Here is a 25,557-nt window from a genome sequence, read left to right as displayed (position 1 = left end):
GGCGTCCGCTCAGTCGCGGGTGCCGGCCCGGCCGGTGACGTAACTGAACACTCCCGCACCGACGCGCACGACCCGCACCCGCACGGCGTGCGCGGGCTCGGCGCGCAGGCACACACGCAGACTTTCCCCGCCGGGTGAGACGCGCAACTCCCGCAGACTCCCCGCCGGGCCCTCCCGGCCCTCAGCCGTGATCACGGTGAGGGCCTTCCACGCGGCCTCCTTCGCGGAGAACAACGCCGTCACCGACCCGGCCGCGCCCGCACCGGGCGGCAGCCCCGCGTCGGTGAGCAGGGACTCCTCGTCCTCGCACAGCACCAGGCGGGCCGCTTCGCGGGGGAGGGGCCGCAGCTCCAGGTCGCAGCCGACCGGCAGGCCCCGGCCGGGGGCAGCGGCCACGGCGACGGCGATCTCGGCACTGTGCGAGATCGACGCGGCCCGCCCTGGCGGGAACACCGGCAGGCGCCCCCTGCGCGGGATCTCCCCGCAGTCCAGCCCCACCGCACGCAGCGCCCGCCGGGCGGCCCGCCGGCCGGCCAGGAACTCCAGCCGGCGCCTCGGCGGCATCGCCGCGGCGGCGGCCGCCTCGGCGGGCCCCGCCGGTTCCGGCCCCGGCTCCGACACGGCGGCCACGCCGAGACCGAGCCCGGCAGCGGCCAGGAGCGGCCCGAGCGCCACCAGGCCCTCGACCGTCGACAGTGCTTCCCCGTCCCCCGACGCCGTCCCCAGGGATTCCGCACCGGCCGGAACCCGCGCGGCGGCCGCCCTCCCGGCGTCCTCGCCGGCATGCGTCGTCCGCGCGACGCCGGCCCGTGCCCGGGCTGCCCACGAGGGCTTCACCTGCACCTGAGCCGCCCACGAGGACTTCACCTGTACCTGAGCCGCCCATGTGGGTTCGGCACCTGCCTGGGCCGGCCCGACGGGTTTTCCATCTGCCTGGGCCGGCCCGACGGGTTCTTCATCGGCCTGGGCCGGCCCGACGGGTCCTGCACCGGCCTGGGCCCGCCCCACGGGGCCATCTGCCTGGGCCCGCCCCCCGGGTTCTGCGCCGGCCCGGGCCGTTCTGGGCTGCGCACCGGCCCGAGCCCTCCTGGGCTCCGCACCGGCCCGGGCCGTACCCGCCGGCGCTCCGGTCGCAGCCCCCGGTCGCCCCTCGTCCTGCGCCGTCCGCCAGGACTCCGTGTCCGTTCCGGGCGTCCAGCCGTGCTCCGTTCCGGTGGGCCCGGGTCGCATCGGGCTCCCGGTCATCGCCGTTCGCCGCCGCACGCGCTCACGCCCGCAGCAGCTTCTTGATGATCTTCCCGGCGGGGTTGCGCGGCACCTGCTCGATGAACTCGACCCGCCGCGGCCGCTTGTACGGCGCCAGCAGCCCCGCGACATGCGCGAGCAGTTCCGCCGTGCCCGGCTCAGCGCCCGGCTCCAGGGCGACGTACGCCAGCGGCACCTCGCCGTAGTCCTCGTCGGGCATGCCGACGACCGCCGCGTCCCGGACCGCCGGGTGGGTCATCAGGGCGCGCTCGATCTCCGAGGGGTAGACGTTCTGGCCCGCCCGGATGATCACGTCCTTGGTGCGGTCCACCAGGCTGATGCGGCCCTCCTCGTCCATGAAGCCGAGGTCGCCGGTCCTGATCCAGCCGTTCCGGGTGATCTCCCGCGTGGCCTCCGGGTCGTTCCAGTAGCCCTGCATGACGCCCGGCCCGCGCACCACGATCTCGCCGATCTCGCCGGGCGGCAGCTCCCGCCCGGTCTCGTCCACGGCGCGGGCGGACATGCCCGGCACGACCCGCCCGCACGGGATGCGGGCGGTGACGTCCCCGGGCGCGGGGTGCTCGTCGGGACCGAGCGTGACGAACGGGCCGCCGACCTCGGTCATGCCGTACACCTGCCGGAAGCCGCATCCGAGCCGTTCCACCGCGTCGGCGTAGACGTCGAGCGGCATCGGGGCCGCCCCGTACAGCACTTCCCGCAGGGAGGACAGGTCGGTGCGCTGGGAGGCCTTCGCCTGGAGCATGAAGCGCAGCATCTGCGGCACCAGCCACATGTGGGTGGCGCGGTGCGTCTCCACCGCGGACAGCGCCCGCTGCGGGGTGAACCCGGGCATCAGCACGACCGTCGCGCCCGCCGCCAGGTAGGTGAGGGAGACGACCATGCTGCCGTGGTACAGCGGGCAGCAGTTGACCATGACGATGTCGTCCGTGGGGCGGGCCATCACCAGCCAGCCCAGGGCGATGGCCCGGAACGACGCGCTGTCGACCGTCACCCCCTTGGCCTGCCCGGTGGTCGCCGAGGTGTGCAGCACGGCGATCGGGTCCGTGTCGGCGACGTCCGGCAGCTCCCGCTCGGCGGCGAGCGTGCCCAGCGCCGCGAAGGCGGGCTTGTCGAAGGCCACCCGGATCCGCACCGAGGACGGCAGTGCGGTGTGCCGGTCCAGCAGCTCGGACTCACCGAGGACGGCCACCGCGCCGACGCGCTCGACGATCCCGGCGACCTCGGGCTCGGCCAGGCTGTGGTTCAGCGGCACGAACAGCGCGCCCAGCCGGGCCAGCGCGAAGTAGCTCTCCAGGACCTCGATCCGGTCCTTGGACAGCACGGCCACCCGGTCGCCCCGCCGGATCCCCAGGTCGGCCAGCCCGTGCGCGAGTTGCAGCGTACGGTCATGCAGTTCGGCCCAGGTGACGCTGCGTTCCTCGTCCACCAGCGCGGTCCGGCCGGGCCGGCACTGGCGGTTGCGTTCCAGCAGTTGCGTCAGCCACATCACGCACCGCCGCTCGCGCCGGCGACCGTGCGCTCGGCCACGAAACGCTCGTAGTCGCCGATCGTGCGCAGCTCCTCCATGTCCTCGGCCGTGATCTCGACGCCGAGCCGCTGCTCGACCAGCAGCACGAGACGCACCAGGTCCCCGGAGTCGATGCCGCTGGCGGCCAGGTCGGCGTCGTCGCCGATCCGGTCGGCGTACTCGACGGTGCCGGTGAGTTCGACCAGCAACTCCCTGATGGTGCTCATGGTTTCCCCTTTCGCCCCGGCGTGCCGGCCGCCGCGGTCTACGACTGTCACCTCCTCAAGAGGCGGCCGCGGGCGACCCCACTCCCCGGGCCTTGCCGTGAGCTTTGTCACGCGCCCGAACCCGACGCGGCGGGGATAGCCGGGCCACGCCCGCGGCCTCTTACCGCAACGAAGCAACCCGCTCCGCCCGGCCCCGCGGCGGGCGGTTCCCCAGCCGAAGGAGTGATGCGCGTGCCCAGGCAGCCGGTACGGGACCGGGCCCCGGGACGGTGCCCGCAGCACGGCACCGCCGCGACGGCCACCGGACACCCGGGCGGTGCCCGGTGACCGCGCCGACCACCACCCCCGCCACCCCCGCCACCGCGGACGCTGCGGCCGCCCCGGACGAGGACGAGCTGCTCGCCCACTTCGACGCGCTCATCGCCGACGGCGAGACGATCGAACCGCGCGACTGGATGCCCGACGGCTACCGCCGCATGCTGGTCCGCCAGATCGCCCAGCACGCGCACTCCGAGATCATCGGCATGCAGCCGGAGGGCGCCTGGCTCACCCGCGCCCCCTCCCTGCACCGCAAGTCGGTCCTGCTCGCCAAGGTCCAGGACGAGGCGGGCCACGGCCTGTACCTGTACTCCGCCGCCGAGACGCTCGGCGTGGACCGCGCCGACCTGCTGGACGCCCTGCACCACGGCCGCCAGCGCGCCTCGGCCACCTTCAACCACCCCGCGCTGACCTGGGCGGACACCGGCGCCATCGCCTGGCTGACGGACGGCGCCGCCGTCATCAACCAGGCACCCCTGTGCCGCACCTCCTACGGGCCCTACGCCCGGGCGATGCGCCGCGTCTGCCAGGAGGAGGCCTTCCACGTGCGGCAGGGCTACGACCTGATGCGCGCCCTGTGCGAGGGGACACCGGAGCAGAAGGAGATGGCACAGGACGCGGTGAACCGCTGGTGGCTGCCGGCCGTGGCGCTGATGTTCGGACCGCCCGACACCGAGGCGGGCGGCGCCGACGCGCGCACCGCCGCGCTGGGAGCGGCCGTCTCCCGCCGCGCGATGGCCTGGGGCATCAAGCGCCACACCAACGACGAACTGCGCCAGCGTTTCGTCGACACCTGCGTCCCGCAGGCCGAACGCCTCGGCCTGACGCTGCCCGACCCTGCGATCCGCTGGAACGACGAGCGCGGCCACTACGACTTCACGCCCGTCGACTGGGACACCTACCGCCGCGCCCTGGGCGACGACACGCACTGGGCGCGGCAGCGCATCGCCCACCGCCTGGCCGCGCACGAGGACGGCGCCTGGGTCCGGGAGGCCGCCGTCGCATACGCCGCGAGGACGGACGAGCCGGCGGGAGCGGCCGCATGAGCGCGGCACGGGAAGGCGCGCCGGCGTCCTGGGAGGTGTTCCTGCGGGCCCGCAGGGGCCTGGCCCATCAACACGTCGGCTCGGTGCGCGCCGCGGGGCCGGACGCGGCCCTGGCCGCCGCCCGCGATCTGTACACCCGGCGGGGCGAGCCCCTGTCGCTGTGGGTGGTCCGCTCCGACGCCGTGCACACGGCCTCCCCGGACGAACGCGACCCGTACTTCGCGGGCGCCCGCCACAAGCCGTACCGCTACCCCGAGCACTACGCGCCGCTGACCGAGAAAGGCCCCGAAGGTGAGCACCACGAGTGACGTCGCGGCGGTGCGTCCCGGCCGCCCGCCGGGCGAGCCGCCGGCCGCCGCCGATCCCGACCTGGCCCGGCACCTGACGCGCCTCGGCGACGACGCCCTCGTCCTCGGCCAGCGGCTGTGCCAGTGGATCACCCGCGCGCCGACCGTCGACGAGGACCTGGCCCTGTCCAACATCGCCCTCGACCTCATCGGCCACGCCCGCACGCTCCTGTCCCGCGCCGGACGCCTCGACGGGTCCGGCCGCAGCGAGGACGACCTCGCCTACACCCGCTCGGAGCGCGAGTTCACCAACGCCCTGCTGACCGAACTCCCCAACGGCGACTTCGCCGTGACCGTGGCACGGCAACTCGCCTACACCCACTACGCCGTCCTCCACTACGAGGCCCTGGCGCACAGCGCCGATGCCGAACTCGCCGCGTTCGGCGTCCGGGCCGCCAAGGAGGTCGCCTTCCACCGGCTGCACGCCGACCGCTGGACGGTGACGCTGGGACGCGGCACCCCGGAGAGCACCCGCCGCATGCGACGGGCCCTGGAGCGGGTGTGGCCCTACACGGGCGAACTCTTCGAGGAGGACGACGTCGCGCGCCGCCTGGCCGCCTCCGGCACGGTGCCCTCACCGGCGGCGCTGCGCGACACGTGGCTCGACCGGGTCACCGAGGTCGTCAAAGAGGCGGGACTCGCCGTGCCCGCTCCCACCTGGTCGGCCACCGGCGGCCGCTCGGGCCTGCACACCGAGGAGTTCGGCCCGCTGATCGCGGAACTGCAGTCCGTGCGGCGGCAGTTCCCCGGAGGCACCTGGTGAGCGGGCCCGCACCGGTCACGGCCCGCCGTTCCGCCGAGGAGGTGCGCGAGCGGGTGGCCGCGCTCCCGGACCCCGAACTGCCGGTGATCGGCCTCGGCGACCTCGGCGTGGTGCACTCCGTCGCGCCCGGCGCCGACGGTGTGCTGGAGGTGGAGCTGATGCCCACCTACCTGGGCTGCCCCGCGCTGCCCGAGATCACCGCGGCGGTGCGGGAGGTCCTGATCGCCTGCGGTCACCCCGACGGCCGCGTCCGGCACGTCCTCACACCCGCCTGGACGACGGACCGCATCACCCCCGAGGGGCGCCGCGCCCTCGCCGCGCACGGCATCGCCCCACCCGTGTCCCCGGCACCCGGCGGCCCGGTCCCCGTCGCCCTGGGCGCGGTGCCCTGCCCGCACTGCGGCTCGACGGCCACCCGGCCGCACAGCGCCTTCGGGCCGTCCCGCTGCCAGTCGGTGCTGTGGTGCACGGCGTGCCGCGAGCCCTTCCCCCACCTGACCGCGCTGTGAGGCACCCCGTGAACACCACCTCGCCCGCCCTCCGCGACCAGGCGCCGGCCGGTTCCCGCCGCCGCACCGGCCGGCACACCCTCGACGTCACCGAGGTCCGGCGCCTGACCGCCGACACGGTTGCCGTCACCCTCCACGTGCCCGCCGAACTGCGCGACGTCTTCGCCCACCACCCCGGCCAGCACGTCGTCGTCCGGCACCGCCGGGCCGGTACCGAACTGCGCCGCAGCTACTCGGTCTGCCCGCCACCGAGCACACCGGAGGCGCTCCGCCTGGTGATCAAGAGGTCCGGCCCGGGAGGCTTCGGCGACCATGCCACCACCCGGCTCGCCGTCGGCGCGCGGCTGGAACTCTCGCCGCCCACCGGCACCTTCGCCCTGCCGGAGGTGCCCGGCGCCCACCACGTCCTCCTCGCGGGCGGCACCGGCATCACCCCCCTGGCCCCGATGGCCGTCCACGCCCTGCGCCGGGACCCGGCCTGCCGCGTCAGCCTCGTGCACTCGGTGCGCACCTCCGCCGACGCCGTGCTGGCCGACGAACTGGCCGAGGTCAAGGACGAGTTCGTGGACCGCTTCACCGTCCTGTACGTACTGACCCGGGAGGACCGGGGGAGCGGGAGCGGGCCGCTCGCCCGGCGGCTGGACGCGTCCGGGGTGCGCCGGCTGCTGGCGGCCGTGGACGCCCGCCCGGGCCCGGACACCACGTTCGCGCTGTGCGGACCGCCCGGTCTCGTCGCCACCGCACGGCGTGTCCTGGCCGATGCGGAAGCCGACCCGTCGCTCGTCCGCTGGGAGCTGTTCACGGCCGACGGCGCCGAGCCGGTGCCGGCGCGGCCGGCCGCGCCGGCACCGGAGGCGGGGGAGTACCGGGTCACCGCCCTGCTCGACGGGCGCCGCCGGGCCGCCACCGTGCTGCCGGACGACCCGGCCCTGCTCGACGCCCTGCTGCGCAGCCACCCCGACGTGCCGTACGCCTGCCGTGAGGGCGTCTGCGGCAGTTGCCGCGCGAAGGTCCTGTCCGGGCAGGTGACGGCGGACGGCGAGCACGCCCTGGACGAACGGGACCGCGCCGCCGGCTACACCCTCGTCTGCCGCGCCAGGCCCCGCACCCCCGAACTCACCCTCGACTTCGACGCCTGACCCGCCCGCCCCGCCACCCCTCAGCGAAGGAGACCCACGATGACCGCCACCGACCGCCACGCGGGAAAGACCGCCCTGGTCACCGGAGGCAGCCGCGGCATCGGCCGAGCCATCAGCCACCGCCTCGCCCGCGAGGGCGCCCTCGTGGCGGTCCACTACGGCCACGACCTGACGGCAGCCGAGCGGACCGTCAAGGAGATCCAGGCCGACGGCGGCCGCGCCTTCCCCGTACACGCCGAACTCGGCGTCCCCGGCGACGCCGACACCCTGTGGGCCGCCTTCGACGAGGCCCTGGCGGACCAGGACGCCCCGGCCGGCCTGGACATCCTCGTCAACAACGCGGGCATCACCGTCCCCCGCCCCATCGCCCAGGTGACCGAAGCCGACTACGACCGCGTCTTCGCCATCAACACCAAGGCGCCGTTCTTCATCATCCAGCGCGGACTGGACCGCCTCCGGGACGGCGGCAGGATCATCAACATCTCGTCCGTCGCCACCCGCGTCGCCTTCCCGGCGATCGTCTCCTACACCATGACCAAGGCCGCCCTCGACTACCTCACCCTCTCCCTGGCCCAGGAGCTGGGCCCCCGCGGCATCACCGTCAACGCCGTCGCGCCCGGCTACACCGAGACGGAGATCAACCCCACCCTCGCCGTCCCGGAGATCCGCCGCCGCTACTCCGAGGCCTCCACGTTCGGCCGGCTCGGCGACCCGGTGGACATCGCGGACGTCGTCTCCTTCGTGGCGAGCGACGACGCCCGCTGGGTGACCGGCCAGTGGATCGACGCCTCCGGCGGCGCCCACCTCGGTGTGTGACCCGTCCGCACCTCTAGGAGATGTGATGAACGACCGCACGACCACCCTCGACGGGCCGGCCACGGACGACACCCTGACCCGCCCCTTCGAGGGCGCCAGTCCCTACGACACGTACGTGCACGCGTCCGTCCTCAACACCCTGCAGCAGCCGCTCACCGAGGCCCCGGACGAGATGGGCTTCCTCGTCACCACCCAGGTGATGGAGCTGTGGTTCACCCTCATCGTGCACGAGTGGCGCACGGCCAAGGTCGCCTTCGCCAAGGACGACCTGCCCGCCGCCATGGACGCGCTGGTGCGCAGCCGCCGCGCGCTGACCGCCCTCGGCGGCGCCTGGGCGCCCATCGCCGCCCTGACCCCGGCCCAGTTCAACGGCTTCCGGGCCGCGTTCGGCCGGGCGTCGGGCTTCCAGTCGGCGATGTACCGGCACATGGAGTTCCTCCTCGGTGACAAGTCCGCCGGGCTGCTGCGCGCCCACCGCGGCGACCCGGCCGTCCACGAGGCGCTCGCCGAGACCTACCGCGAACCGTCCCTGTACGACGAGGTGCTGGCCTACCTGCACCGCCAGGGCCTGCCCGTCCCGCGCCACGTCCGCGAACGGGACGTGACCAGCCCCTACGACAGCGACCCCGGTGTGGTGGAGGCCTGGCGGCACGTCTACGCCGGGCCGCAGCACCACCCCCACCTCGCACTCGGCGAACTGCTCACCGACATCGCCGAACTCGTCACCCGCTGGCGCACCGACCACGTCCTGGTGGTCCGCCGGGCCATGGGAGCCAAGCCGGGCAGCGCCGGATCGGCCGGGCTGGCCTGGCTGGAGCAGCGTGCGGCCCGGCCGGTCTTCCCCGAACTGTGGGAGGTGCGCGGTGACGTCTAGGACGATCTCCGCCTTCGCGGCCGAGGAGGAGCAGCGGGTCCTGAGCCTGAAGCCGGTCCTCGCACCGGTGCACGGCCGCTACGGGGACCACCCCCACCACTCCTACGACGCCTGGCCGTCCGAGGACCCCGACGCCCCGCTGGTGATCCTGCTGCACGGCGGCTACTGGCGCTACGACCGGATGCACCTGACCCCGTTCGCGGCCTGGCTCTCCACCCAGGGCTTCAGCGTGCTGCTCCCGGGCTTCCGCCGGTCCGGCGGCGCGGGCGGCTATCCCGAGACCTTCGACGACGTCGCCCGCATCGTGGACACCCTGCCCGAGGGGCGGCCCTACGTCCTGGCGGGCCACTGCTCCGGCGGGCACCTGGCCCTGTGGTGCGCCGCCCGCGGCCTGCTGCCGCCAGGCTCCCGCTGGCACACCCGCACCCTGCCGACCCGTGTGCTCGCCCTCGCACCGATCACCGACCTCACCGCCACCCGCCGCGACCGCCTCAGCAACGACGCCGCCCTGCAACTCCTCGGCGGCGAGGAGCAGTTCACCGAGCGTCTGGCCGAGGTCGACCCCCTCACCCTGCTGCGCGACGCCGGGACCACCGGTGTCCCCACCGTGCTGCTGCACGGCGCCGCCGACGAGGAGGTCCCGCTCAGCCAGTTCAGCGACTACGCGGCCGTGCACCGGGACCTCAGGACGGTCGTCCTGCCCGGCACCGGCCACTACACCCTCATCGAACCCGGAGCACCCGGCGCCCGCGCGGTCGCCGACACCCTCCGGAACATGGCGGCCGCCTTCCCCCAGGCGGACGCCGGCCGCGCGGGCGAGGAGGCCGCACACCGATGACCACCGCACTCTCCGCCGCAACCGCCCTGGGCGAGCAGGCCGCACGGCTCGACGCCGACGACCCCCTGGCCCCCCTCCGCGAACGGTTCCTGCTCCCGCCGGACGTCGTCTACCTCGACGGCAACTCCCTGGGCCCGCTGCCCGCCGCCGTGCCGGCGGCCCTCGAGGACGTCGTACGGCGCCAGTGGGGCACCGGACTCATCGGCTCCTGGAACGCGGCCGGCTGGTGGCAGGCACCGCTGCGCGTGGGCGACGCCATCGGCACGCTCATCGGGGCCGCGCCGGGGCAGACGATCGCGGGCGACTCCACCAGCGTGCAGTTGTTCACCGCGCTCGACGCCGCCGCCGCGCTCCGGCCGGACCGCCCCCTGCTGGTCACCGACCCCGGGCACTTCCCCACCGACCGCTACCTCGCCGACGCGGTCGCCCGCCGCCGCGGCCTTGAGGTACGGCACGTACCGCCGCCGGACCTCGCGCGCTTCCTCGCCGACGAGGGCCGGCGGGTCGCCGTCGTCAGCTACTCGCCCGTCGACTTCCGCACCGGGGAGCTGTACGACATGGGGGCCCTGACCCGGGCCGCTCACGACGCGGGCGCCCTCGCGCTGTGGGATCTGTGCCACGCCGCCGGCGCCCTGCCCCTGGAGGTCGACGCCCTCGGCGTGGACCTCGCGGTCGGCTGCGGCTACAAGTTCCTCTCCGGCGGCCCGGGCGCCCCCGCCTTCCTCTACGTGGCACAGCGTCATCACGCCGCGCTGGAGACGCCCCTGCCCGGCTGGACCGGCCACGCCGACCCGTTCGGCCTGGCACGGGACTACACCCCCGCGCCCGGCATCGCCCGCGCCCGCATCGGCACCCCGCCGATCCTGTCCCTGCTCGCCCTCGAAGCGGCCCTCACCGCCTTCGGCGGCGTCGACCTGCACCAGGTCCGCGCCAAGAGCCTGTCCCTGACGGGCTTCCTCCTGCGGTGCGCGGAGGAACTCCTGGCGCCCCTGGGCTTCACCTCCGTCACCCCGGCCGACCCCGGCCGCCGCGGCAGCCAGGTCACCCTGCGCCACCCCCACGCCCACGGACTGGCCGTCGCCCTGGCCGGGCGCGGTGTCGTGGCCGACATGCGCGCGCCCGACCTGCTCCGCTTCGGCGTCAACGCCCTCTTCACCCGTCACGGCGACCTGCTCACCGCCGCTTCGCGCCTGCGCGACCTCACCGTGGAGGGCGCGTACGACCCGGCTCCTCCCAGCGCCGGACCGGTGACCTGAGCGGGCCGTCACGCGGCGGCTGCCCCGACGTCACGCCCGGGCGGACAGGCGGAAGCTCTGTGAGGCTTCACAGCCTGGTACGTCAAGGCCCTGTCCAAATGGCGTGCTGCGGTGGCTCGGTGGGGGAGGGGCGAAGGTCACAACCTCATATCGGGCGTTTCGGGCTTCGATCTTCACGGAAGAGTCACAAGTTGGCTAAGTTGGCCACTGCGTGCACGACTTCCATCGACAGGCGGACGGTTCCGTGCACTCCCGGACGGAAGGAGCGCGCCAGTCCATGGCGTCGGAACGAACCTCGCGCCCTGAAGTGGCCGACAGCGGCGGCAAGGGCAACTCCCTTGCGCCGGAGGCCTCCACCGGCTCGGCCCGGCCCGCACGCACCGGTGGTGCCCGCGATGCTGCCTGAGAGCGAGAGGCCGACCCCCGAAGAGGTCCAGCGGTACGTCGACAGCCTCTACGACCGCGCCGAGAGCGACACCGGCACCTTCAACGCCACCCGCGCCGCCGCGATGATTCCGCGCCAGCGGGGCACGGCCGCCCGTGACCGGTCGCAGAAGGACACCGAGCCGGCGATCGGGAACCTGGCCCGGCAGTGGCTCGACGCCGCCCGGGCCAAGCTGGGCCCCACCGTCGCCGCGTCGCAGCCGGACAGGAGGCCCGCCGTGGCTCCCGACCGGGCACCCCGGGCGGCGCGCCCCGTGGAACGCGCCCCGGAGCCCCTCGCCCTGGAAGCGCCCAAGGCGCCCAAGGCGCCCACCGCTCTCGCCGCGGACCGGGCCGCGCTGCCCGGGGGGTCGCCGCAGATGACGACGACCGGTTCCCTCCCCGCGCTCCCGGACCAGCGTGTCGCACTGGCCGGGGCAGGGCGGTCGGGGCAGGACGAGTGGGCCACCGGCGCCCGGTCCGCCCTCACCGATGACGCGGCCCGGTGGCCGCTGTACGAGCCCGCGTCCGCGTCCGACGCGCATCCCGGCTCGCTGCCTGACCCGCAACCCGCCGTCCCCGACCCCCTGGTGGACGGCTACCGCACGCAGCTCCCGGCCGGCGGGGCGGCGACGTACGCGGACCTTCCCCCGGCGGACGTGACCGCCTCGTACCCCGTCGTCCAGCCGGCCGACACCACGACGCAGCCCTCGGTCGGTGGGGCGGCGACCTACGCGGACCTTCCCCCGACGGACGTGACCGCCGCGTACCCCACCGCCCAGCCGGCCGAGACCACCACCCCCTTTACCTCCGGTGCGGCGGCCGACCTGCTCACCGCCTCCTCCACGCCCGGTGCGGTGGCCGACCTGCTCACCGCCTCCTCCACGCCCGGTGCGGTGGCCGACCCGCTCACTGCCCCGTACCCCGCCGCCCTGCCGGATCTCGCCGCACCTGTTCTGGAGGCTCCTGTTCCGGTGCTGCTCACCGCGCCCGCCGTCCCACCCGGCCCGGTCCTCACCGCATCGCCCGTGGCGGGGATGCCCTGGGGCGCGCCGGACGCCGGCCACCGCACCCGGGCCGAGCGGGTGATCGCCTTCGCCCGGGAGCAGCTCGGCCGGCCCTGCGTCTGGGGCGCGGTCGGACCGGGGTCGTACGACGCCCCGGGGCTGACCCAGGCCGCGTGGAAGGCCGCCGGTGTGACACTGCCCCGGACCGCGCAGGCCCAGTGGGAAGCAGGAGCGCAGGTCCCGCTCGCCGGCGTCCGGGCCGGGGACCTGGTCTTCTTCCACGACGACCTCGGCCACGTCGGCATCTGGAGCGGCGACGGCATGATGATTCACGCCCCAGGCCCGGGAGCGCTCATCCGCGAGGAGTCGGTGTTCTTCGCCGGCCAGTCGGCGATCAGAGGGGCGGTCCGCCCGACCTGATCGCCCGGCGACAAGTGAGATGAGCGGTTCCGTCATGTCCCCGGTGAGCCCGGGCACCTGACGGCTCATGACACTGCCCAAACCGTTGAAGAACGCCCTGATCGCCGTACTGGCCTATGTCTGCGTCGTCCTGGTCATGCGCTATCGGCGAGACGGCATGGACTGGGGTCCGGCCCTGTTGATCGGTCTGGTCGTCACGCCGCTGGCTCTGCTGTGGTCGGCGGGCCGGGACCGGCTCATGGGCAAGGCGGCGAGAGCGGGTGAACGGATGCGGGCCCGCCGCCGAGGGGAGGCGGCCGAGTGACGCCGGACCGGCGCCACGCCGTGGCGCCGGTGGCACGCGTGGCCGCGGTGCGCGGGCGCGGCGTCAGCGCACCGATCGGCGCCGGGCGGCCGTGACCAGGTCCTCGACGGTCGCGAGCTTGGCGCGTGGCCGGCCGTCGCGCCCGCCGCGCAGGCGCTCGGCCCGGTCGATGGCCGCCATGCCGCGGGCGTCCACCAGCTGCGGCGCGCGGCGCCGTGCCAGGCGCGGGAAGGACTTCGCGGGGTGGCCGGGCGCGGGGAGGACGCCCTGGACGGCATCGGCGAGCAGACTGGTCACCGTCTCGGCGGCGCACGCCCGGTTGGCTCCGATGCCGCCCGAGGAACCCCGCTTGATCCATCCCACGACGTAGGTGCCCGGCAGCCCGGCCACCCGCCCCTTGTCGTGCGGCACGGTTCCGGTCGTCTCGTCGAACGGCAGGCCCGGCACCGGTGTGCCCCGGTAGCCGATGGCCCGCAGCACCGTCGTGGCGGACAGCAGCGTGTCGCCGCCGCCCCCGGTGACGCGCACGGCCCGCACCCTCGCGTCGTCCTCGCCGTCGCCGCCGACGAACTCCGTGGGCGCGGAGTGGAAGCGCAGCACGATACGGCGGCCCGCGGCGGGCGGCCGCGACCAGTCGACCTGTTCGCGTCGCACCTCGCGCAGCAGCGCGGCGACCTCGTGGGGTCCGGCCGCGTCGATCGCGCGGCCGATGCGCGGGTCGTGGTCGTCGATGACCAGGTCCACACCGGGCAGCTGGGTCAGGGCGAGCAGTTCGGGCCGGGTGCAGGCGGCGTGCTCCGGCCCGCGCCGGCCCAGGAGCACGACCTCGCGCACGGCGGCGTCGCGCAGGGCACGCAGCGCGTGGTCGGCGATGTCGGTGCCGGCGAGCCGCTCCGGGTCGGTGACCAGGATGCGGGCCACGTCGAGGGCGACATTGCCGTTGCCCACCACGACCACGCGCTCGGCGGACAGGTCCACCGCGTCGGGGGCGACGTCCGGATGGGCGTTGTACCAGGCCACGAACGTCGTGGCGGACAGACTGCCCGCGAGGTCCTCCCCGGGGATGCCCAGCCGCCGGTCGCCCGAGGCCCCCACGGCGTACACCACGGCGTCGTGGTGGGCGGCGATCTCCTGAACCGACACGTGTTCCCCGACCTCCAGCCCCAGCAGCATCCGCACCCGGGGGTGGGTGTGGAAGCGGGCGAAGGTGTCACCGATCTTCTTGGTCGCGGGGTGGTCGGGGGCGACGCCGTAGCGCACGAGGCCGCCCGTCACCGGCAGCCGGTCGACGAGGGTGATCTCGGCGTTGGTGTGCAGGAGCAGGTCCTGGGCCGTGTACATGCCGGCCGGGCCCGTGCCGACGACGGCGATGCGCAGGGGGCGGAAGTCCGCGGGCAGGACACGGTCGAAGGCCGGCCGGTCCCAGGCGTGGAAGTTCGGGCTGTCCTCGGCGGGACCGGGGACCGGGGTGCCGGCGAAGTAGGCCGCGTTGATCTCGGCGTACGCCTGCTGCGGGCCGGTCAGCCGGTCCACCGGGACGATGGCGTCCACGGGGCAGGCGTCGGCGCACGCGCCGCAGTCGATGCACGCCCTGGGGTCGACGTACAGCATCTCGGTGCTGCCGAAGTCCCGTTCCTGCGGCGTGGGGTGGATGCAGTTGACCGGGCAGACGGCGACGCACGCGGCGTCGGCGCAGCAGGTCTGGGTGATGGCGTAGGTCATGGGGTCCGCTCTGTTCGAACAGCGCTGCCGGCGGGCCGGTCAGATCAGGTGGGCACGCTGGTAGAACACCAGGGCCGGCTTGGTCAGCAGCCCGGCCGAGGCCAGGAACTCCATCAGCCCGGCGCAGCTGGACCGCAGCATCGCCTTGTGGTGCTCGTTGGCACGCGCCTCGGAGATGGCCCGCTCGGGGTCCAACCCGGCGTTGGCGTACACGGACTTGTTCACCATGCTCGTCACGATCACGTAGGCGGCCACGGCGATGACGAACGCGTGGAGGTGCCGGCGGACCGGCCCCGCCTTCGCCAGGTGCCGTCGTGTCTCCTCGCGCGCGAACTTCATGTGGCGGGACTCCTCGACCACATGGATGTTGTTGATGGTCCGGACGAACGGCACGACCCGCTCGTCCCGCATCCAGTCGCGCTGCATGACGTCCAGGACCTCCTCGGCGACGAGGATCGCGGCGTAGGCGGCCTCGCCGAACGCCAAGGTCTTGAACGCGCGGCCCAGTTCGACCGCGACCCGGGGCGGGCGGTAGGCCGGTGCCTGGAGCTTCCGGGCGCCCCGGGCGAACATGATCGAGTGCCGGCACTCGTCGGCGATCTCGGTCAGCGCCCACTGGACCGACTCGTCGGTCGGGTCCTTGGCGTAGACGTCCCGGAGGATCAGCTGCTGGAGGATCATCTCGAACCAGATGCCGGTGCTGGCCACGGAAGCGGCTTCCTGCCGGGTCAGCTCCTTGCGCTGCGCATCGGTCAGCTCGTTCCAGTACGAGGTCCCGTACAGCGTGCTCCACTCCGGGCTGGCGCCGTGGAAGTTCTTGTCCAGCGGCGTCTCCCAGTCCACCTCCGTGAGGGGGTCGTAGGAGAGTGTCGCGGCCGAATCGAGCAGTCGGCCGGCGACTTCACCGGTCCGGGCGTCGTGCTCGACGCGCGGCCGGGCGGTGCTGCTTGCCATGCTCCCAACTCCTCAGTCTCGAGTGACGGACCGTCTCCGTCCGTGGCGCATGCGATCGCGAGGGCTCCGGCACGGTCCGGGCCACAGGGCCCCTCCGTCCGTCCGCGCGGAGGCGGGGGGTGTGCCGCCGGGCGTGACGGGTCAGGGGCGGCGTGCGGTCGTGTCGCCGCCCGGGCCCTTGTTAGACGGAATGTATAACAAGGGGATGCGCTGAGCCTACCCCCGAGTAAGGAGGAGTACGCCGCTCCGCCGCGGACCCGGCGTTGTCAGTGGTGGGTGCGATGCTGGCCCGCATGGACTGGGCGGAGATCATGCGGGGCCGGGTGTACGGCGCCGACCACGACGATGCCGGGCCCCGGCCGGACCGTGTCTACGCAGAACTGGTCGGCGGCCCGCTGGACGGGCTGCTGCTGGATGTCACCGGCCGCCCCGAGCGGGAGCTGCGCGAGGGAGTGGCGCTCCCGACGGAGATAGGGGCCCACGGCCCGGGCGGCCGTGCGCGGTACGCGCTCCGGGCGCCGGACGACCGTCACCTGGACTGGCGGGGCGACAGCCCCTGACCCCGGCCCTGCGGTGGCGGCGGGGAAGTGGCAGCCGTCCCGGGCGCGGGCCGTCCGCGATCGGCCCGGTCCCGCCCGTCCTGGTGCGACGGGCGGGACCGGGCCGGGGGCCGGGTCAGCTGGTCGGGAAGTCGTCAGGGGTGCGGATCTGGTCCCTGATCCACACCCCCGCCTGCTTCAGCGGAGCCGTTCCGGTCCACGGGCCGTTCGCGTGGCACGTGCCCGGCTTGAACACGGCTCCGGAACGTTCGTCGTCGGAGAAGTTCCAGTTCACCCAGCTGATCTTCTTCGCCGCCATCAGGTCGATGTACCGCTTGGTCATGGTGAAGTCGTTCGCGCCTTCACCGGCGGAGTTCTGGGAACCGAACTCGGTGACGAACACGGGCAGCTTGTCGGCGGCCCGCGACAGGGTGCCGAGGTACTCCTCGCGGTGCGAGGCGGCGTAGAAGTGGAACGTGTACATGATGTTGGTGGCGTTGACGGGGCTGGCTGTGATCTCGTTCTCGTCGCTGCCGTCGGACACGCCGAGCGAGGACCAGGCGCGGGTGCCGACGAGGACGGGGGTCTCGGGGTCCTGCCGGCGGATGACCGGGATCAGCTGTTCGGCGTAGGACTTGATGTTCGCCCAGCTCACGCCGTTGGGCTCATTGGCGATCTCGTACAGCAGGTTGGTCTTGTTCCCGTGGCGCTGGGCGATCTCGGTGAAGAAGGTCCGGGCGCGGGAGAGGTTGTGGTGGGGGTCGCCCGGGGTCAGCTGGTGCCAGTCCACGATCACGTAGAGGCCGCGCGCGGTGGCCTGCTCGATCAGGCTGTGCACCAGGTCGGTGAAGCGCCGGGGATCGGTCTCGTAGCCGCCCTCCTGTACGTAGGTGGACACGCGCAGGACGTCGGCGTTCCAGTCCCTGGCCAGGGCGTCGAGTGATCCGCCGGTGAGGCACTGGCTGTACCACTGGGTGCCGTGGCTGCTCATGCCGCGCAGCTGGACGGGCTTGCCGTACTGGTTGCACAGTTTGGTCCCGCACACGCGCAGTTGTCCGTTGACGGCGGCGGGCGTGTCCGCTGACTGGCCGCCGGTGGCGACGGAGACGTGGTCGACGTTCGGCCCGCCGTCGGCGGTGGTCGCGGTCGCCCTGACGGTGTTCGCGCCGGCCTTGAGGTTCACCGTGAGCGTGGTGGTGGTCCAGTCGGTCCACGCGCCCGTGCCCGGGAAGGCCCGGCCCGCGGAGGCCACCGCACCGTTCACCGCGATGTCCATGGGGCGGTTGGTGGTGGTGCCGTTGGCGAAGCGCAGGGTGAGGGCGGCCGGGCCGGCCTGCGGTGCGTGGACGGTCCACTGGACGTAACTGCCCTGGACGTTCTCGTAGTTGACGAACCCGCTGCCGGTGAAGCCGGCGTGGTTCGACTCGACGACGCCGCGTGAGACGGCGGCGGACTCCGCTTCGTGCACGGTGGCGGCCCGGGGCGAGGCGGGGGCCGCCTGGTCCGCCGCCGCGACGGCGGACGTGGGCAGGGCGGCGGCCACGGCCAGCGCCAGGGTGGCACCGGCGGCGCGCAGGGCGGGACGGGACGAGCGTAGCCAACTCATGGTCAGACTCACTCCATCGGGGAGAGGGGGGTGGATTCCGCGGCCGGGCAGGCAGGGTGGGGCGACCGCGTCTCACTGAAAGGAAACGTTCCTAACGATCCCTGACGATTCCAAGAAGTAGCGCAGGTTCCCGGTGCCGGGCAAGAGTCCGGACGGCTGTCATGTACACGAACAGACGGTCGGCTGCGCGGTCGCCCTGCCCGCCCGTCGGCCGGATCATGTGCAAGCGGCGGCCGGGTGGGTACCTGCGTTCGGCGGCCCGTCGACGGCGGGCCGCCGAGCGGTGCCGACGTGCGGAGTGGGGAGAACGAGGTGGGATTGCGCGAGGCGGGGGACGCCCGGGCCTTTCGGGGCTGCGCCCGGATACTGGCGGGCCGCTACCGGCTGGATGCGCTCATCGGCTCGGGTGGCGCGGCGGACGTGTACCGCGGTGTCGACCTGCGGCTGCGGCGGCCGGTCGCGGTGAAGGTCTTCCGCGCCGGCACCGGCTTCGACACGGAGGACGCCTTCCGCAGCGAGACCGTGATCCTCGCCCGGCTGCAACACCCGGGACTGGTCACCGCGTTCGACGCCGGGCACCACGGCGGCGAGGCCTTCCTGGTCATGCAGCTCATCGACGGACCCACACTCAAAACCCGCATCGCCGAGGCGCCCCTGTCCTGCGAGGCCGCGGCCACGCTCGGCGCCGCGCTGGCCGAAGCCCTGGCGCACGCCCACGAGGCGGGCATCGTCCACCGGGACGTCAAACCGTCCAACATCATCCTGGACCCCTCCGGCCGCCCCCACCTGACGGACTTCGGCATCTCCCGCCTGCTGGACGCCACCACGCGCACCGCCACCGGTGCCCTCACCGGAACCGCGGCCTATCTCTCCCCCGAGCAGGTGCTCGGCCGCCCCGTGGGCCGCCCCGCGGACATCTACGCCCTGGGTCTGGTCCTCCTCGAAAGTGTCACCGGCCGGCTCGAATACGACGGCGGTCCCCTGGAGTCCGCCATCGCGCGCCTGCACCGCAGCCCCGGCCTTCCGGACTTCCTGCCCGACGCCTTCGCCGCCCTGTTGCGGGCCATGACCAGCCTGGAGGAACAGGATCGCCCCACGGCGGCCGACTGCGCCCGGACTCTGGCCCGTCTCGCCGGCACGGCCACGGCACCCCCTGCCGCCTCCCCTGCCCGGCCCGTGCTCAGCGTGGTCCCGCCCGCGGCCGGGGGCCGCACCGACGCCACCCACCGGAACCCGTCGCCGTTCGTGGAGGCCCCCCGGATTCCGAGCGTACCGACGGAGACCCCGCAGCACGCTGCCCGTTCCACCTCCTTGCGTGGCCGCTTCCGCGTGCAGGGGGCGGCAGCGGCACTGGCCGCGCTCGTCGCCGCCGGGCTCCTGGCCACCGACGGTTCCTCACATCACGACGCCGCGGACGGGGCGTCGCCGGAGGCGGCCCCGACCGCCCCCGATCCGTCCGCCCCCTCCACGTCCTCCGACAGTGCGGCCCGCACCGACGGCACACCCTCCCCGTCGCCGGCGCGGCCCTCGCGCAGCCCGTCCGGGTCCACCCGGCCGCTCAGCGAGATCGCCCCGGCGCACACCGGCCCCGCTTCCCCCGCGTCCGTGCAGCCGGCTGCGGGCGCCAAGGCGGCGGGCAAGGGCGGGGCGGCAGGTGAGGGCGGGGCGGCAGGCAAGGGCAGGGCGAAGGCCCCCGCCGATCCGCCGGGTGAAGGGCGGAAGAACCAGAAGGGCAAGAAGGCGGCGCACGCCAAGTAGCGCGCATGACCCCGGGGTTGGACTCCGTGCTGGACTCCGTGACCGCTGCGGAGGCACCGCGCCCTCGCGCCGCGGGCCCGACGAGCCCCGCTACCGGGGCGGTGGGGACAGGATCGCGTCGAGTCCGAACCGGAAGCGTTCCTCGAAGGACTCCGGGCTCAAATGGGTCAGGGACCGGAACAGTGCCGGGTGCGTGCCGGCGGTCACGGCATGGGCCAAGCGCTCGTCGCCCCTGGCGGGCGCCGCCTGTTCCTCCTGGGTCAGCCCCAGGGTGAAGTAGCCGACCGTCCATGCCGTCCACGCCGCCCGCCGTTCGTCCACCCCCCACTTCAGCAGGGCGTCGACCAGGTGCTCGGCGAAGCGGAGCGTGTGGACTTCGGCCGGGTAGGTGCCGGTCACCAGGGCGGCCCCGTCGCGGCGGGCGAGCAGGGCCTGCCGGTAACGGCCGGCCAAGTCCCGTACGCGTGCGCCCGGTTCGGCCGGCAGGTCGTCGTAACGGATGCCGGCGAGGACGGCGTCGGCCATCAGCTCCAGCATCCGCGCCTTGGTCTTCACATGCCACAGGACGGTGTTCATGCGGACGCCGAGGCGATCGGCCACCGCACGGGTCGACAGTCCGTCCAGCCCTCGCTCCTCCAGCACCTCCAGCGCCGCGTCGATCACGGCCGCACGGCTGAGCTGGCTCCCGGCCTCTTCCCCCACTTGCTTCTTGGTCACTGACCTAGTTTACTTCAGGCCTGCTCTTGGTCACTGACCAACATTCCGTGGTCGTGGGCCGAGACCCGAGAGAGGGGAAGCCCGTGGAGTACCAGGTTGTCGTCGCCGGCGCAGGCCCGGTCGGCCTGTGGCTGGCCGGCGAACTGCGCCGTGCCGGCATCGCCGTCGCGGTCGTCGAGCCCCGCACGGAACGGGACCCGCGGTCCCGCGCCCTGACCGTGCACCCGCGCACGCTGGAGACCTTCGCCTCCCGCGGTGTGCACGAGCCCTTCGTCCGCGAGGGCGTCCCCCTGCCCGGCGGCCACTTCGGCGTACTGGAGTCGCGGCTCGCCTTCCACCGCCTGCCCAGCCCCTTCCCGTACACCCTCGCCCTGCCCCAGGAGCGCACCGAGGCGCTGCTGGAGCGGCAGGCTCTCGACCTGGGCGCGGACATCCTGTGGGGACGGGCGGTCACCGGCTTCACCGAGACACCCGACCATGTCACGGTGCATCTCACGGGTGGGCAGGGACCCCGCACTCTCCGGGCTGCCTACCTGGTCGGCTGCGACGGCAGCCGCAGCACCGTGCGCACCACGGCCGGCATCGACCACCCCGGCACGCCCGCCACCGTGTTCGGCTGGCTCGCCGACGTCCGTCTCGACCGGCCCCCCGCGCCCGGCTTCAGCCGTTTCGGCCCGCAGGGCACGCTCATGGTCGTGCCCCTGCCCGGCGGCATCCACCGCATGGTCGGCATCACCCCTCGCGATCTGACGACCACCTGGCCCGGCGAACTCACCCGGGAGGAAGTGCACGCGAACGTCACCACCATGGCCGGAACCGACTTCGGTATGGGCGAACCGGTCTGGCTCTCCCGCTTCGGCAACGCCACCCGCCTGGCCGCGCGGTACCGCAAGGGCCGTGTCCTCCTCGCCGGTGACGCCGCCCACCAGCACTTCCCCGCCGGCGGAGTCGGCATGAACGTCGGCATCCAGGACGCCGCCAACCTGGGCTGGAAGCTCGCGGCCACGCTCAACGGCCGTGCCCCGGACAGCCTGTTGGACACCTACCACGCCGAACGCCACCCCGTCGGTGCCGACCTCACCGAGACCAGCCGGGCCCAGGTCGCCCTCATGACCGCCTTCACGCCGGAGGGGCTGAGCCTGCGCGGTCTGCTCGCCCGGCTGATCACCTCGCTGCCCGACCTGAACGACCGACTGGCCGCCAAGGTCGGCTCACTCGACGTCTCCTACCCGCCGGCCGATCCCCGGGCCCACCCGCTCGTCGGGACGCGCGCCCCCGACCTCGACCTCGGCGACACCACCCTGTTCGCGCTCCTGCGCGTCGACCGCCACCTCCTGCTGGACCTCACCCCCGGCGGGCGTCTCGGCCGGCTCGCCCGGCCCGGACTGCACGTGCACAGCGGCGCTGCCGGCCTGCCGCCGGGGGAGTGGACCGGTGTCCGCGCCGCCCTGGTCCGCCCGGACGGCCATGTCGCGTGGGCCGGTGCGGACGAGGAGGACGCCGCCCTCGCGGAGGGCGTCACGGTCACCCTCGCCGACACCCACCGACCGTGAGCCCGCCCCGCATCCGACCCGGCACGGCGTACCCGGAGGGAAGCCTCGATCCCACGCGCGGGCGTTGGCTTATACAGCCCCCGGACGCCAGCAGCGCCGGGGCGGAGGCCTCGAAGGCCCCGAACGCCAGGAGAGCCCGAACGGAAACCGCGCAAGCCCCCGGACGGACGCCGCGAACGCCCCGGACCGCGCCGCGAAAGCCCCCGGGCGCCAGGAGCGCCCAGGCCGGGGCATCGAGGCGGTCCCGGCAGAAGCTGGCCCGAAAGGCCTCGCTACGCGGCGTCGCCGTGGCCCGCCTCGCCCGGGGAGCCCACCGGCCGCGTCGGCCCGTCGTCCTCCACCGTCCGGCGCGCCGGCTCCGTCCCGTCCAGTTCCCAGTAGTGCCGGCACTCCTCGCACCGGGGACCTTCCACCGCCACGTCGAGCACCTCCCCGTTCGGGCAGTCCGTACCGTCCCCGCGACCCGCACACGCTTCCTCGCCGTCCCCCATGTCTTCGACCGTGCGCCCGACCGGCCCGGCCGGGGAGGGCGCCGACGGGGCGCACAGGCGCTCGGCTCCGTACGACACCCTCCCCGGCGGCACGAAGGGGCCGCTCCCTAGCACACGGGGTCCGCCGCACATCAGCCGGTCCGGGTGATACGCGACGGCCTCCTGTGACGATGATGGGGAGGTGGGCGAGAGAAGCGGCAGACGCGGGGAGGCGCCGGGTGCAGCGGCGCGTGGAACGGTGAGCGTCGCGGACGCCCCGGCGCAGACGGAGGGGGATGCGCCGGCTCCGTCGGCACGGCCCGCCGGGGCGGCGGGCAGCGGCACCCACCACGCGACCGTGCCCGGCCGTTCGCTCCTGGGCCGCCGGGCCGAGCTCGCCCACGTGATCGGCCTCGTCGAGGCAAGCGCCGAACAGCGGACCCTGCTCCTGCTCGGCGAGGCGGGCACCGGCAAGTCGAGGCTGCTCGCGGCCGCCGTCGAACACGCCCGGGACAGCGGCCAGCTCGTCCTCGCGTCCCAGGGCATCGAAGCCGAGTCGCGCCACTCCTTCGCGTCCCTGCACCAACTGCTGCTCCCCGTCCTCGCCGATGCCGCAGCGCTGCCCGCCCGGCTGCGCACGGCGCTGGACACGGCGTTCGGGATCGCCCTGGACGACGGGCCGCCCGACTCCATGCTGCTGCGCACGGCCGTCCTGACCCTGCTCGGCGGCGTCGCGGGCCGGCAGCGCGTTCTGCTGGCCCTCGACGACGTCCAGCACATGGACCGGGACTCCCTCGACGTGCTCGGGTTCGTGATGCGCCGGCTCGCGGCGCAGGACGTGACCGTGCTGATGACCGCACGCGGTCACACGGCCCCCACCGGTCTCCCGGCCGGCGTGCCCACCGTGCTGCTGGGACCCCTGACCGAACAGGCCGCCGCCGCACTGGTGGACGCCCAGCCGCACGCGCCCACCGGCCGGACACGGATCGAACTGCTGCGGCAGGCCGACGGGAACCCGCTGGCCATCATCGAACTGTGCCGCGCGGCCGGAACGGGCGGCACCGGCGCCCTGCCCGGCGGCGGCCTGCCGCACACCGAGCGCATCCAGGAGCTCTACGCCGCCCGCCTGCGCGCTCTGCCGGAGACGGCACAGCGGCTGCTCCTGTACGCCGCCGCGTCACAGGGCGAGGACCTCGCCACCGTCATGACCGCCGCCGGTGCCCGGTCCGACCTGTCGGCCTGGGCCCCGGCCGAGGAGATCGGCCTGGTGGCCGTCATGGACGGGCAGGTGCACTTCCGGCACCCCCTGGTCCGCGCGGGTGTCTATCACGCGGCGCCGGCCCACGTCCGGCAGCAGGCGCACCGGGATCTGGCGGCCGCCCTCACCGCCGACCCGGCCCGCCGTGCCTGGCACCTGGCCGCGGCCTGCGTCGGCCAGGACGAGTCCGTCGCCACGGCCCTGGAGGACACCGCCGAACTCGCCGAGCGGCGCGGCGGCTTCTACGCGGCGGGCCAGGCGCTGCAACGCGCCGCCGAGTGCAGCCCGGAGCCGGCCGACCGGGCGCGCCGCTACACCAAGGCGCTGCGGGCGGCCCAGAACGTCGGCGACCCCCTGTGGGTGTCCGAGCTGTACGACCGGATCACCGCGCTCACCGAGGACCGGGACCTGCTGGGCATGGCGGCCTGCGGGGCCGGCATGGGACTGTCCCTGTTCGGGCACCAGCGGCAGGCGTTCGCGGTGCTGATGCGGGCCCTGGAGCCGGAGCCGCCTGGGAATGCCATGACCGTGATCGCCCTGACCAGCATCCTCGCGGCGATCGGCTACCAGTCGGGCCTGCCCGAGATCAGGCGCCCGGTCACGGCCGTACTGGAGGATGCGCGGCCCGGCGGCGGGGAGACGCCCTACGCCGAGCTGGCGACGACCGACAGCTCGGACGCGGTCCGGGCCGCCTCCCTGGCCGGGGCCGACCCCACGCGCGCGCCCGAGCTGGTGCGGCGCGTCCGGCCGGAGCCGGCCGTGCGCGCACCGGCGGCCGATGTCGCCGAGATGACGCGGCTGCTGGGCCTGGGCGGTGTCTCCTGGTACGCCGACGAGTCCGATCTGTGCATCGAGGCGCACCGGCAGGGCTACGCCATGCTCAGCGCCTTCGGCGCCATGGGCTCGGCCGCGCCCTCCCTCGCGGCGGTGGGCGCGGCGCTCATCGACACCGGCCGCTGGGCGGAGGCCGACGAACACCTCGACAGAGCCGCCGCGTTGGCCGCCGTGCACCAGTGGGCGCACCTGCAGAGCGACGTCGAGGCCCTGCGGGCGACGCTGCGGGCCCTGCGCGGCGAGCATGCCGGCGGCCCGGCCGACTCCGCCTGGACGGCGGTCGGCCTGGAGGAGAACCGTGCCACGCACGCCCGTCTCCTGCGGGCCGCGGGCACCGCCGCGGCGGCGGCCGGCGACTTCGACGGCGCCTACCGGCACTTCCGGTCCCTGTTCGCCGAGGACGGCACCCCCCTGCACTACTTCCTGTCCCCCCGGTCGGTCGCCGATCTCGCGGCGGCCGCCCGGCGCACGGGCCGGGAGCAGGAGGCCGCACCCGTCGTCGAGGCCGTGCGCGCGGCGGTGGGACCGCAGCCGACGACGCGGATGACCCTCCTGCTGCACCACGCCGCGGCGCTGACCGGTGCCCCCAAGGACGCCGAGCACCACTTCCGGCTGGCCACGGTGAACCCGCTGGGCGACCAGTGGCCGCCGGCGCGGGCACAGGCCAGGCTGCACTACGCGCAGTGGCTGCGCAGGCGACGGCGCCCCCTGGACGCCCGCCCGCTCCTGGTCACCGCGCTGGAGTCGTTCACCCGGCTCGGCGCGACGGGCCTGGCCGACGAGGCACGGGTGGAGTTGCGGGCCAGTGGCGTCACCACCGGCGCCGCTCCGGCCCCCACCGACCGGCTGGCCGAACTGACCGCGCAGCAGCGGGAGATCGTACGGCTGGCGGCGCGAGGGCTGCGCAACCGGGAGATAGCCGAGCAGCTGCGGCTGTCCCCCCGCACGGTCAGCTCCCATCTCTACAACGTGTATCCGAAGCTGGGCGTCAGCAGCCGCAACCAGCTCCGCGGGCTCTTCGAGGATCTGTGAGAGCGCCGTCAGGAGCAGTAGGGTGGCGGCACTTCCGCGGCGCGGCCTCGCACG

Annotated in this window: 24 protein-coding genes and 1 pseudogene; 16 read left to right on the top strand and 9 right to left on the bottom strand. The window is 74.5% G+C overall.

Annotated features, from left to right (window positions below; all coding sequences use genetic code 11):
- Positions 1-9: 9 nt before the first annotated feature.
- From ACIGAN_RS07485 to ACIGAN_RS07475, 3 genes are all read right to left on the bottom strand, one after another.
- The gene (locus ACIGAN_RS07485) at positions 10-837 is read right to left on the bottom strand and encodes an enterobactin synthetase (RefSeq protein ID WP_399855802.1); all 828 of its coding nucleotides are present in this window, start codon (positions 835-837) and stop codon (positions 10-12) included.
- 430 nt (positions 838-1,267) lie between these two features.
- Positions 1,268-2,752 (bottom strand): class I adenylate-forming enzyme family protein, encoded by a 1,485-nt coding sequence (locus ACIGAN_RS07480; protein WP_365741162.1) that lies wholly within the window; start codon positions 2,750-2,752, stop codon positions 1,268-1,270.
- A complete protein-coding gene (locus tag ACIGAN_RS07475; RefSeq protein ID WP_106410833.1) occupies positions 2,752-3,000 on the bottom strand; it encodes an acyl carrier protein in 249 nt (82 codons plus the stop codon). Before ACIGAN_RS07475 ends, ACIGAN_RS07480 begins: the two co-directional genes overlap by 1 nt.
- Positions 3,001-3,323: 323 nt before the next feature.
- Between ACIGAN_RS07475 and paaA the strand changes: the two genes are divergently transcribed.
- The 12 genes from paaA (at position 3,324) to ACIGAN_RS07415 (ending at position 13,060) form a co-directional block, all read left to right on the top strand.
- Positions 3,324-4,364, top strand: a complete 1,041-nt coding sequence (gene paaA / locus ACIGAN_RS07470) for a 1,2-phenylacetyl-CoA epoxidase subunit PaaA (protein WP_399855799.1) — start codon at positions 3,324-3,326, stop codon at positions 4,362-4,364.
- On the top strand, positions 4,361-4,672 hold the full coding sequence (paaB, locus tag ACIGAN_RS07465; protein WP_085572033.1) for a 1,2-phenylacetyl-CoA epoxidase subunit PaaB: 312 nt from the start codon (positions 4,361-4,363) through the stop codon (positions 4,670-4,672). The genes paaA and paaB overlap by 4 nt, the downstream gene beginning before the upstream one ends.
- 10 nt (positions 4,673-4,682) lie before the next feature.
- Positions 4,683-5,474, top strand: a complete 792-nt coding sequence (paaC, locus tag ACIGAN_RS07460; RefSeq protein WP_399856233.1) for a 1,2-phenylacetyl-CoA epoxidase subunit PaaC — start codon at positions 4,683-4,685, stop codon at positions 5,472-5,474.
- Positions 5,471-5,983 carry a 1,2-phenylacetyl-CoA epoxidase subunit PaaD gene (gene paaD, locus ACIGAN_RS07455; RefSeq protein ID WP_365090144.1) on the top strand — a complete coding sequence of 171 codons (513 nt, stop codon included), beginning with the start codon at positions 5,471-5,473 and terminating at the stop codon, positions 5,981-5,983. The genes paaC and paaD overlap by 4 nt, the downstream gene beginning before the upstream one ends.
- 8 nt (positions 5,984-5,991) lie before the next feature.
- Entirely contained in the window at positions 5,992-7,122 is a 1,131-nt protein-coding gene (locus ACIGAN_RS07450; RefSeq protein ID WP_399855796.1) for a 2Fe-2S iron-sulfur cluster-binding protein, read from the top strand.
- Between the two features lie 39 nt (positions 7,123-7,161).
- Complete coding sequence (locus ACIGAN_RS07445) at positions 7,162-7,938, top strand: SDR family oxidoreductase (RefSeq protein WP_365099250.1); 777 nt, start codon at positions 7,162-7,164, stop codon at positions 7,936-7,938.
- 25 nt (positions 7,939-7,963) lie between these two features.
- Positions 7,964-8,812 (top strand): tryptophan 2,3-dioxygenase, encoded by an 849-nt coding sequence (locus tag ACIGAN_RS07440; protein WP_365741166.1) that lies wholly within the window; start codon positions 7,964-7,966, stop codon positions 8,810-8,812.
- On the top strand, positions 8,802-9,650 hold the full coding sequence (locus ACIGAN_RS07435) for an alpha/beta hydrolase family protein (protein ID WP_399855794.1): 849 nt from the start codon (positions 8,802-8,804) through the stop codon (positions 9,648-9,650). The genes ACIGAN_RS07440 and ACIGAN_RS07435 overlap by 11 nt, the downstream gene beginning before the upstream one ends.
- The gene (locus ACIGAN_RS07430; protein ID WP_399855792.1) at positions 9,647-10,906 is read left to right on the top strand and encodes a kynureninase; all 1,260 of its coding nucleotides are present in this window, start codon (positions 9,647-9,649) and stop codon (positions 10,904-10,906) included. Before ACIGAN_RS07435 ends, ACIGAN_RS07430 begins: the two co-directional genes overlap by 4 nt.
- Before the next feature lie 277 nt (positions 10,907-11,183).
- Positions 11,184-11,312 carry a hypothetical protein gene (locus ACIGAN_RS07425; RefSeq protein WP_365099246.1) on the top strand — a complete coding sequence of 43 codons (129 nt, stop codon included), beginning with the start codon at positions 11,184-11,186 and terminating at the stop codon, positions 11,310-11,312.
- Positions 11,302-12,756 carry a C40 family peptidase gene (locus ACIGAN_RS07420; protein WP_399855789.1) on the top strand — a complete coding sequence of 485 codons (1,455 nt, stop codon included), beginning with the start codon at positions 11,302-11,304 and terminating at the stop codon, positions 12,754-12,756. Before ACIGAN_RS07425 ends, ACIGAN_RS07420 begins: the two co-directional genes overlap by 11 nt.
- Before the next feature lie 67 nt (positions 12,757-12,823).
- Positions 12,824-13,060 (top strand): hypothetical protein, encoded by a 237-nt coding sequence (locus ACIGAN_RS07415; RefSeq protein WP_365099244.1) that lies wholly within the window; start codon positions 12,824-12,826, stop codon positions 13,058-13,060.
- 63 nt (positions 13,061-13,123) lie between these two features.
- Here ACIGAN_RS07415 and ACIGAN_RS07410 read toward each other — a convergent pair whose 3' ends face one another.
- Both ACIGAN_RS07410 and ACIGAN_RS07405 read right to left on the bottom strand, forming a co-directional pair.
- The gene (locus ACIGAN_RS07410; protein WP_399855787.1) at positions 13,124-14,782 is read right to left on the bottom strand and encodes an FAD-dependent oxidoreductase; all 1,659 of its coding nucleotides are present in this window, start codon (positions 14,780-14,782) and stop codon (positions 13,124-13,126) included.
- 39 nt (positions 14,783-14,821) lie between these two features.
- Positions 14,822-15,736 carry a diiron oxygenase gene (locus ACIGAN_RS07405; protein WP_399855784.1) on the bottom strand — a complete coding sequence of 305 codons (915 nt, stop codon included), beginning with the start codon at positions 15,734-15,736 and terminating at the stop codon, positions 14,822-14,824.
- Positions 15,737-16,029: 293 nt separating this feature from the next.
- On the opposite strand from ACIGAN_RS07405, the gene ACIGAN_RS07400 reads away from it, so the two are divergent.
- On the top strand, positions 16,030-16,296 hold the full coding sequence (locus tag ACIGAN_RS07400) for a hypothetical protein (RefSeq protein WP_365099252.1): 267 nt from the start codon (positions 16,030-16,032) through the stop codon (positions 16,294-16,296).
- A 115-nt stretch (positions 16,297-16,411) separates the two neighbouring features.
- Here ACIGAN_RS07400 and ACIGAN_RS07395 read toward each other — a convergent pair whose 3' ends face one another.
- Positions 16,412-17,458 (bottom strand): cellulase family glycosylhydrolase, encoded by a 1,047-nt coding sequence (locus ACIGAN_RS07395; protein ID WP_399856230.1) that lies wholly within the window; start codon positions 17,456-17,458, stop codon positions 16,412-16,414.
- Positions 17,435-17,881, bottom strand: a pseudogene (locus tag ACIGAN_RS07390) (CBM35 domain-containing protein); the annotation flags it as partial. The gene ACIGAN_RS07395 and the pseudogene ACIGAN_RS07390, both read right to left, overlap by 24 nt.
- Positions 17,882-18,193: 312 nt before the next feature.
- On the opposite strand from ACIGAN_RS07390, the gene ACIGAN_RS07385 reads away from it, so the two are divergent.
- Positions 18,194-19,639 carry a serine/threonine-protein kinase gene (locus ACIGAN_RS07385; protein ID WP_399855781.1) on the top strand — a complete coding sequence of 482 codons (1,446 nt, stop codon included), beginning with the start codon at positions 18,194-18,196 and terminating at the stop codon, positions 19,637-19,639.
- Positions 19,640-19,729: 90 nt separating this feature from the next.
- Here the strand turns inward: ACIGAN_RS07385 and ACIGAN_RS07380 are convergent, their stop codons facing one another.
- Complete coding sequence (locus ACIGAN_RS07380; RefSeq protein WP_399855779.1) at positions 19,730-20,356, bottom strand: TetR/AcrR family transcriptional regulator C-terminal domain-containing protein; 627 nt, start codon at positions 20,354-20,356, stop codon at positions 19,730-19,732.
- 83 nt (positions 20,357-20,439) lie between these two features.
- Here ACIGAN_RS07380 and ACIGAN_RS07375 point away from each other — a divergent pair, with 83 nt between their 5' ends.
- A complete protein-coding gene (locus ACIGAN_RS07375; protein ID WP_399855777.1) occupies positions 20,440-21,909 on the top strand; it encodes an FAD-dependent monooxygenase in 1,470 nt (489 codons plus the stop codon).
- Between the two features lie 272 nt (positions 21,910-22,181).
- Here the strand turns inward: ACIGAN_RS07375 and ACIGAN_RS07370 are convergent, their stop codons facing one another.
- Positions 22,182-22,328: a hypothetical protein gene (locus ACIGAN_RS07370; RefSeq protein WP_365099237.1), complete on the bottom strand. Its 147-nt coding sequence runs from the start codon at positions 22,326-22,328 to the stop codon at positions 22,182-22,184.
- 310 nt (positions 22,329-22,638) lie between these two features.
- Here ACIGAN_RS07370 and ACIGAN_RS07365 point away from each other — a divergent pair, with 310 nt between their 5' ends.
- Positions 22,639-25,503 (top strand): ATP-binding protein, encoded by a 2,865-nt coding sequence (locus ACIGAN_RS07365; RefSeq protein WP_399855774.1) that lies wholly within the window; start codon positions 22,639-22,641, stop codon positions 25,501-25,503.
- The last annotated feature ends 54 nt before the right edge of the window (positions 25,504-25,557 follow it).

The sequence above is a fragment of the Streptomyces sp. NPDC085931 genome, assembly GCF_044540565.1.
In the GTDB taxonomy this organism is placed as follows: Bacteria; Actinomycetota; Actinomycetes; order Streptomycetales; family Streptomycetaceae; genus Streptomyces.
This window is presented reverse-complemented; position numbering and strand designations above follow the sequence as displayed.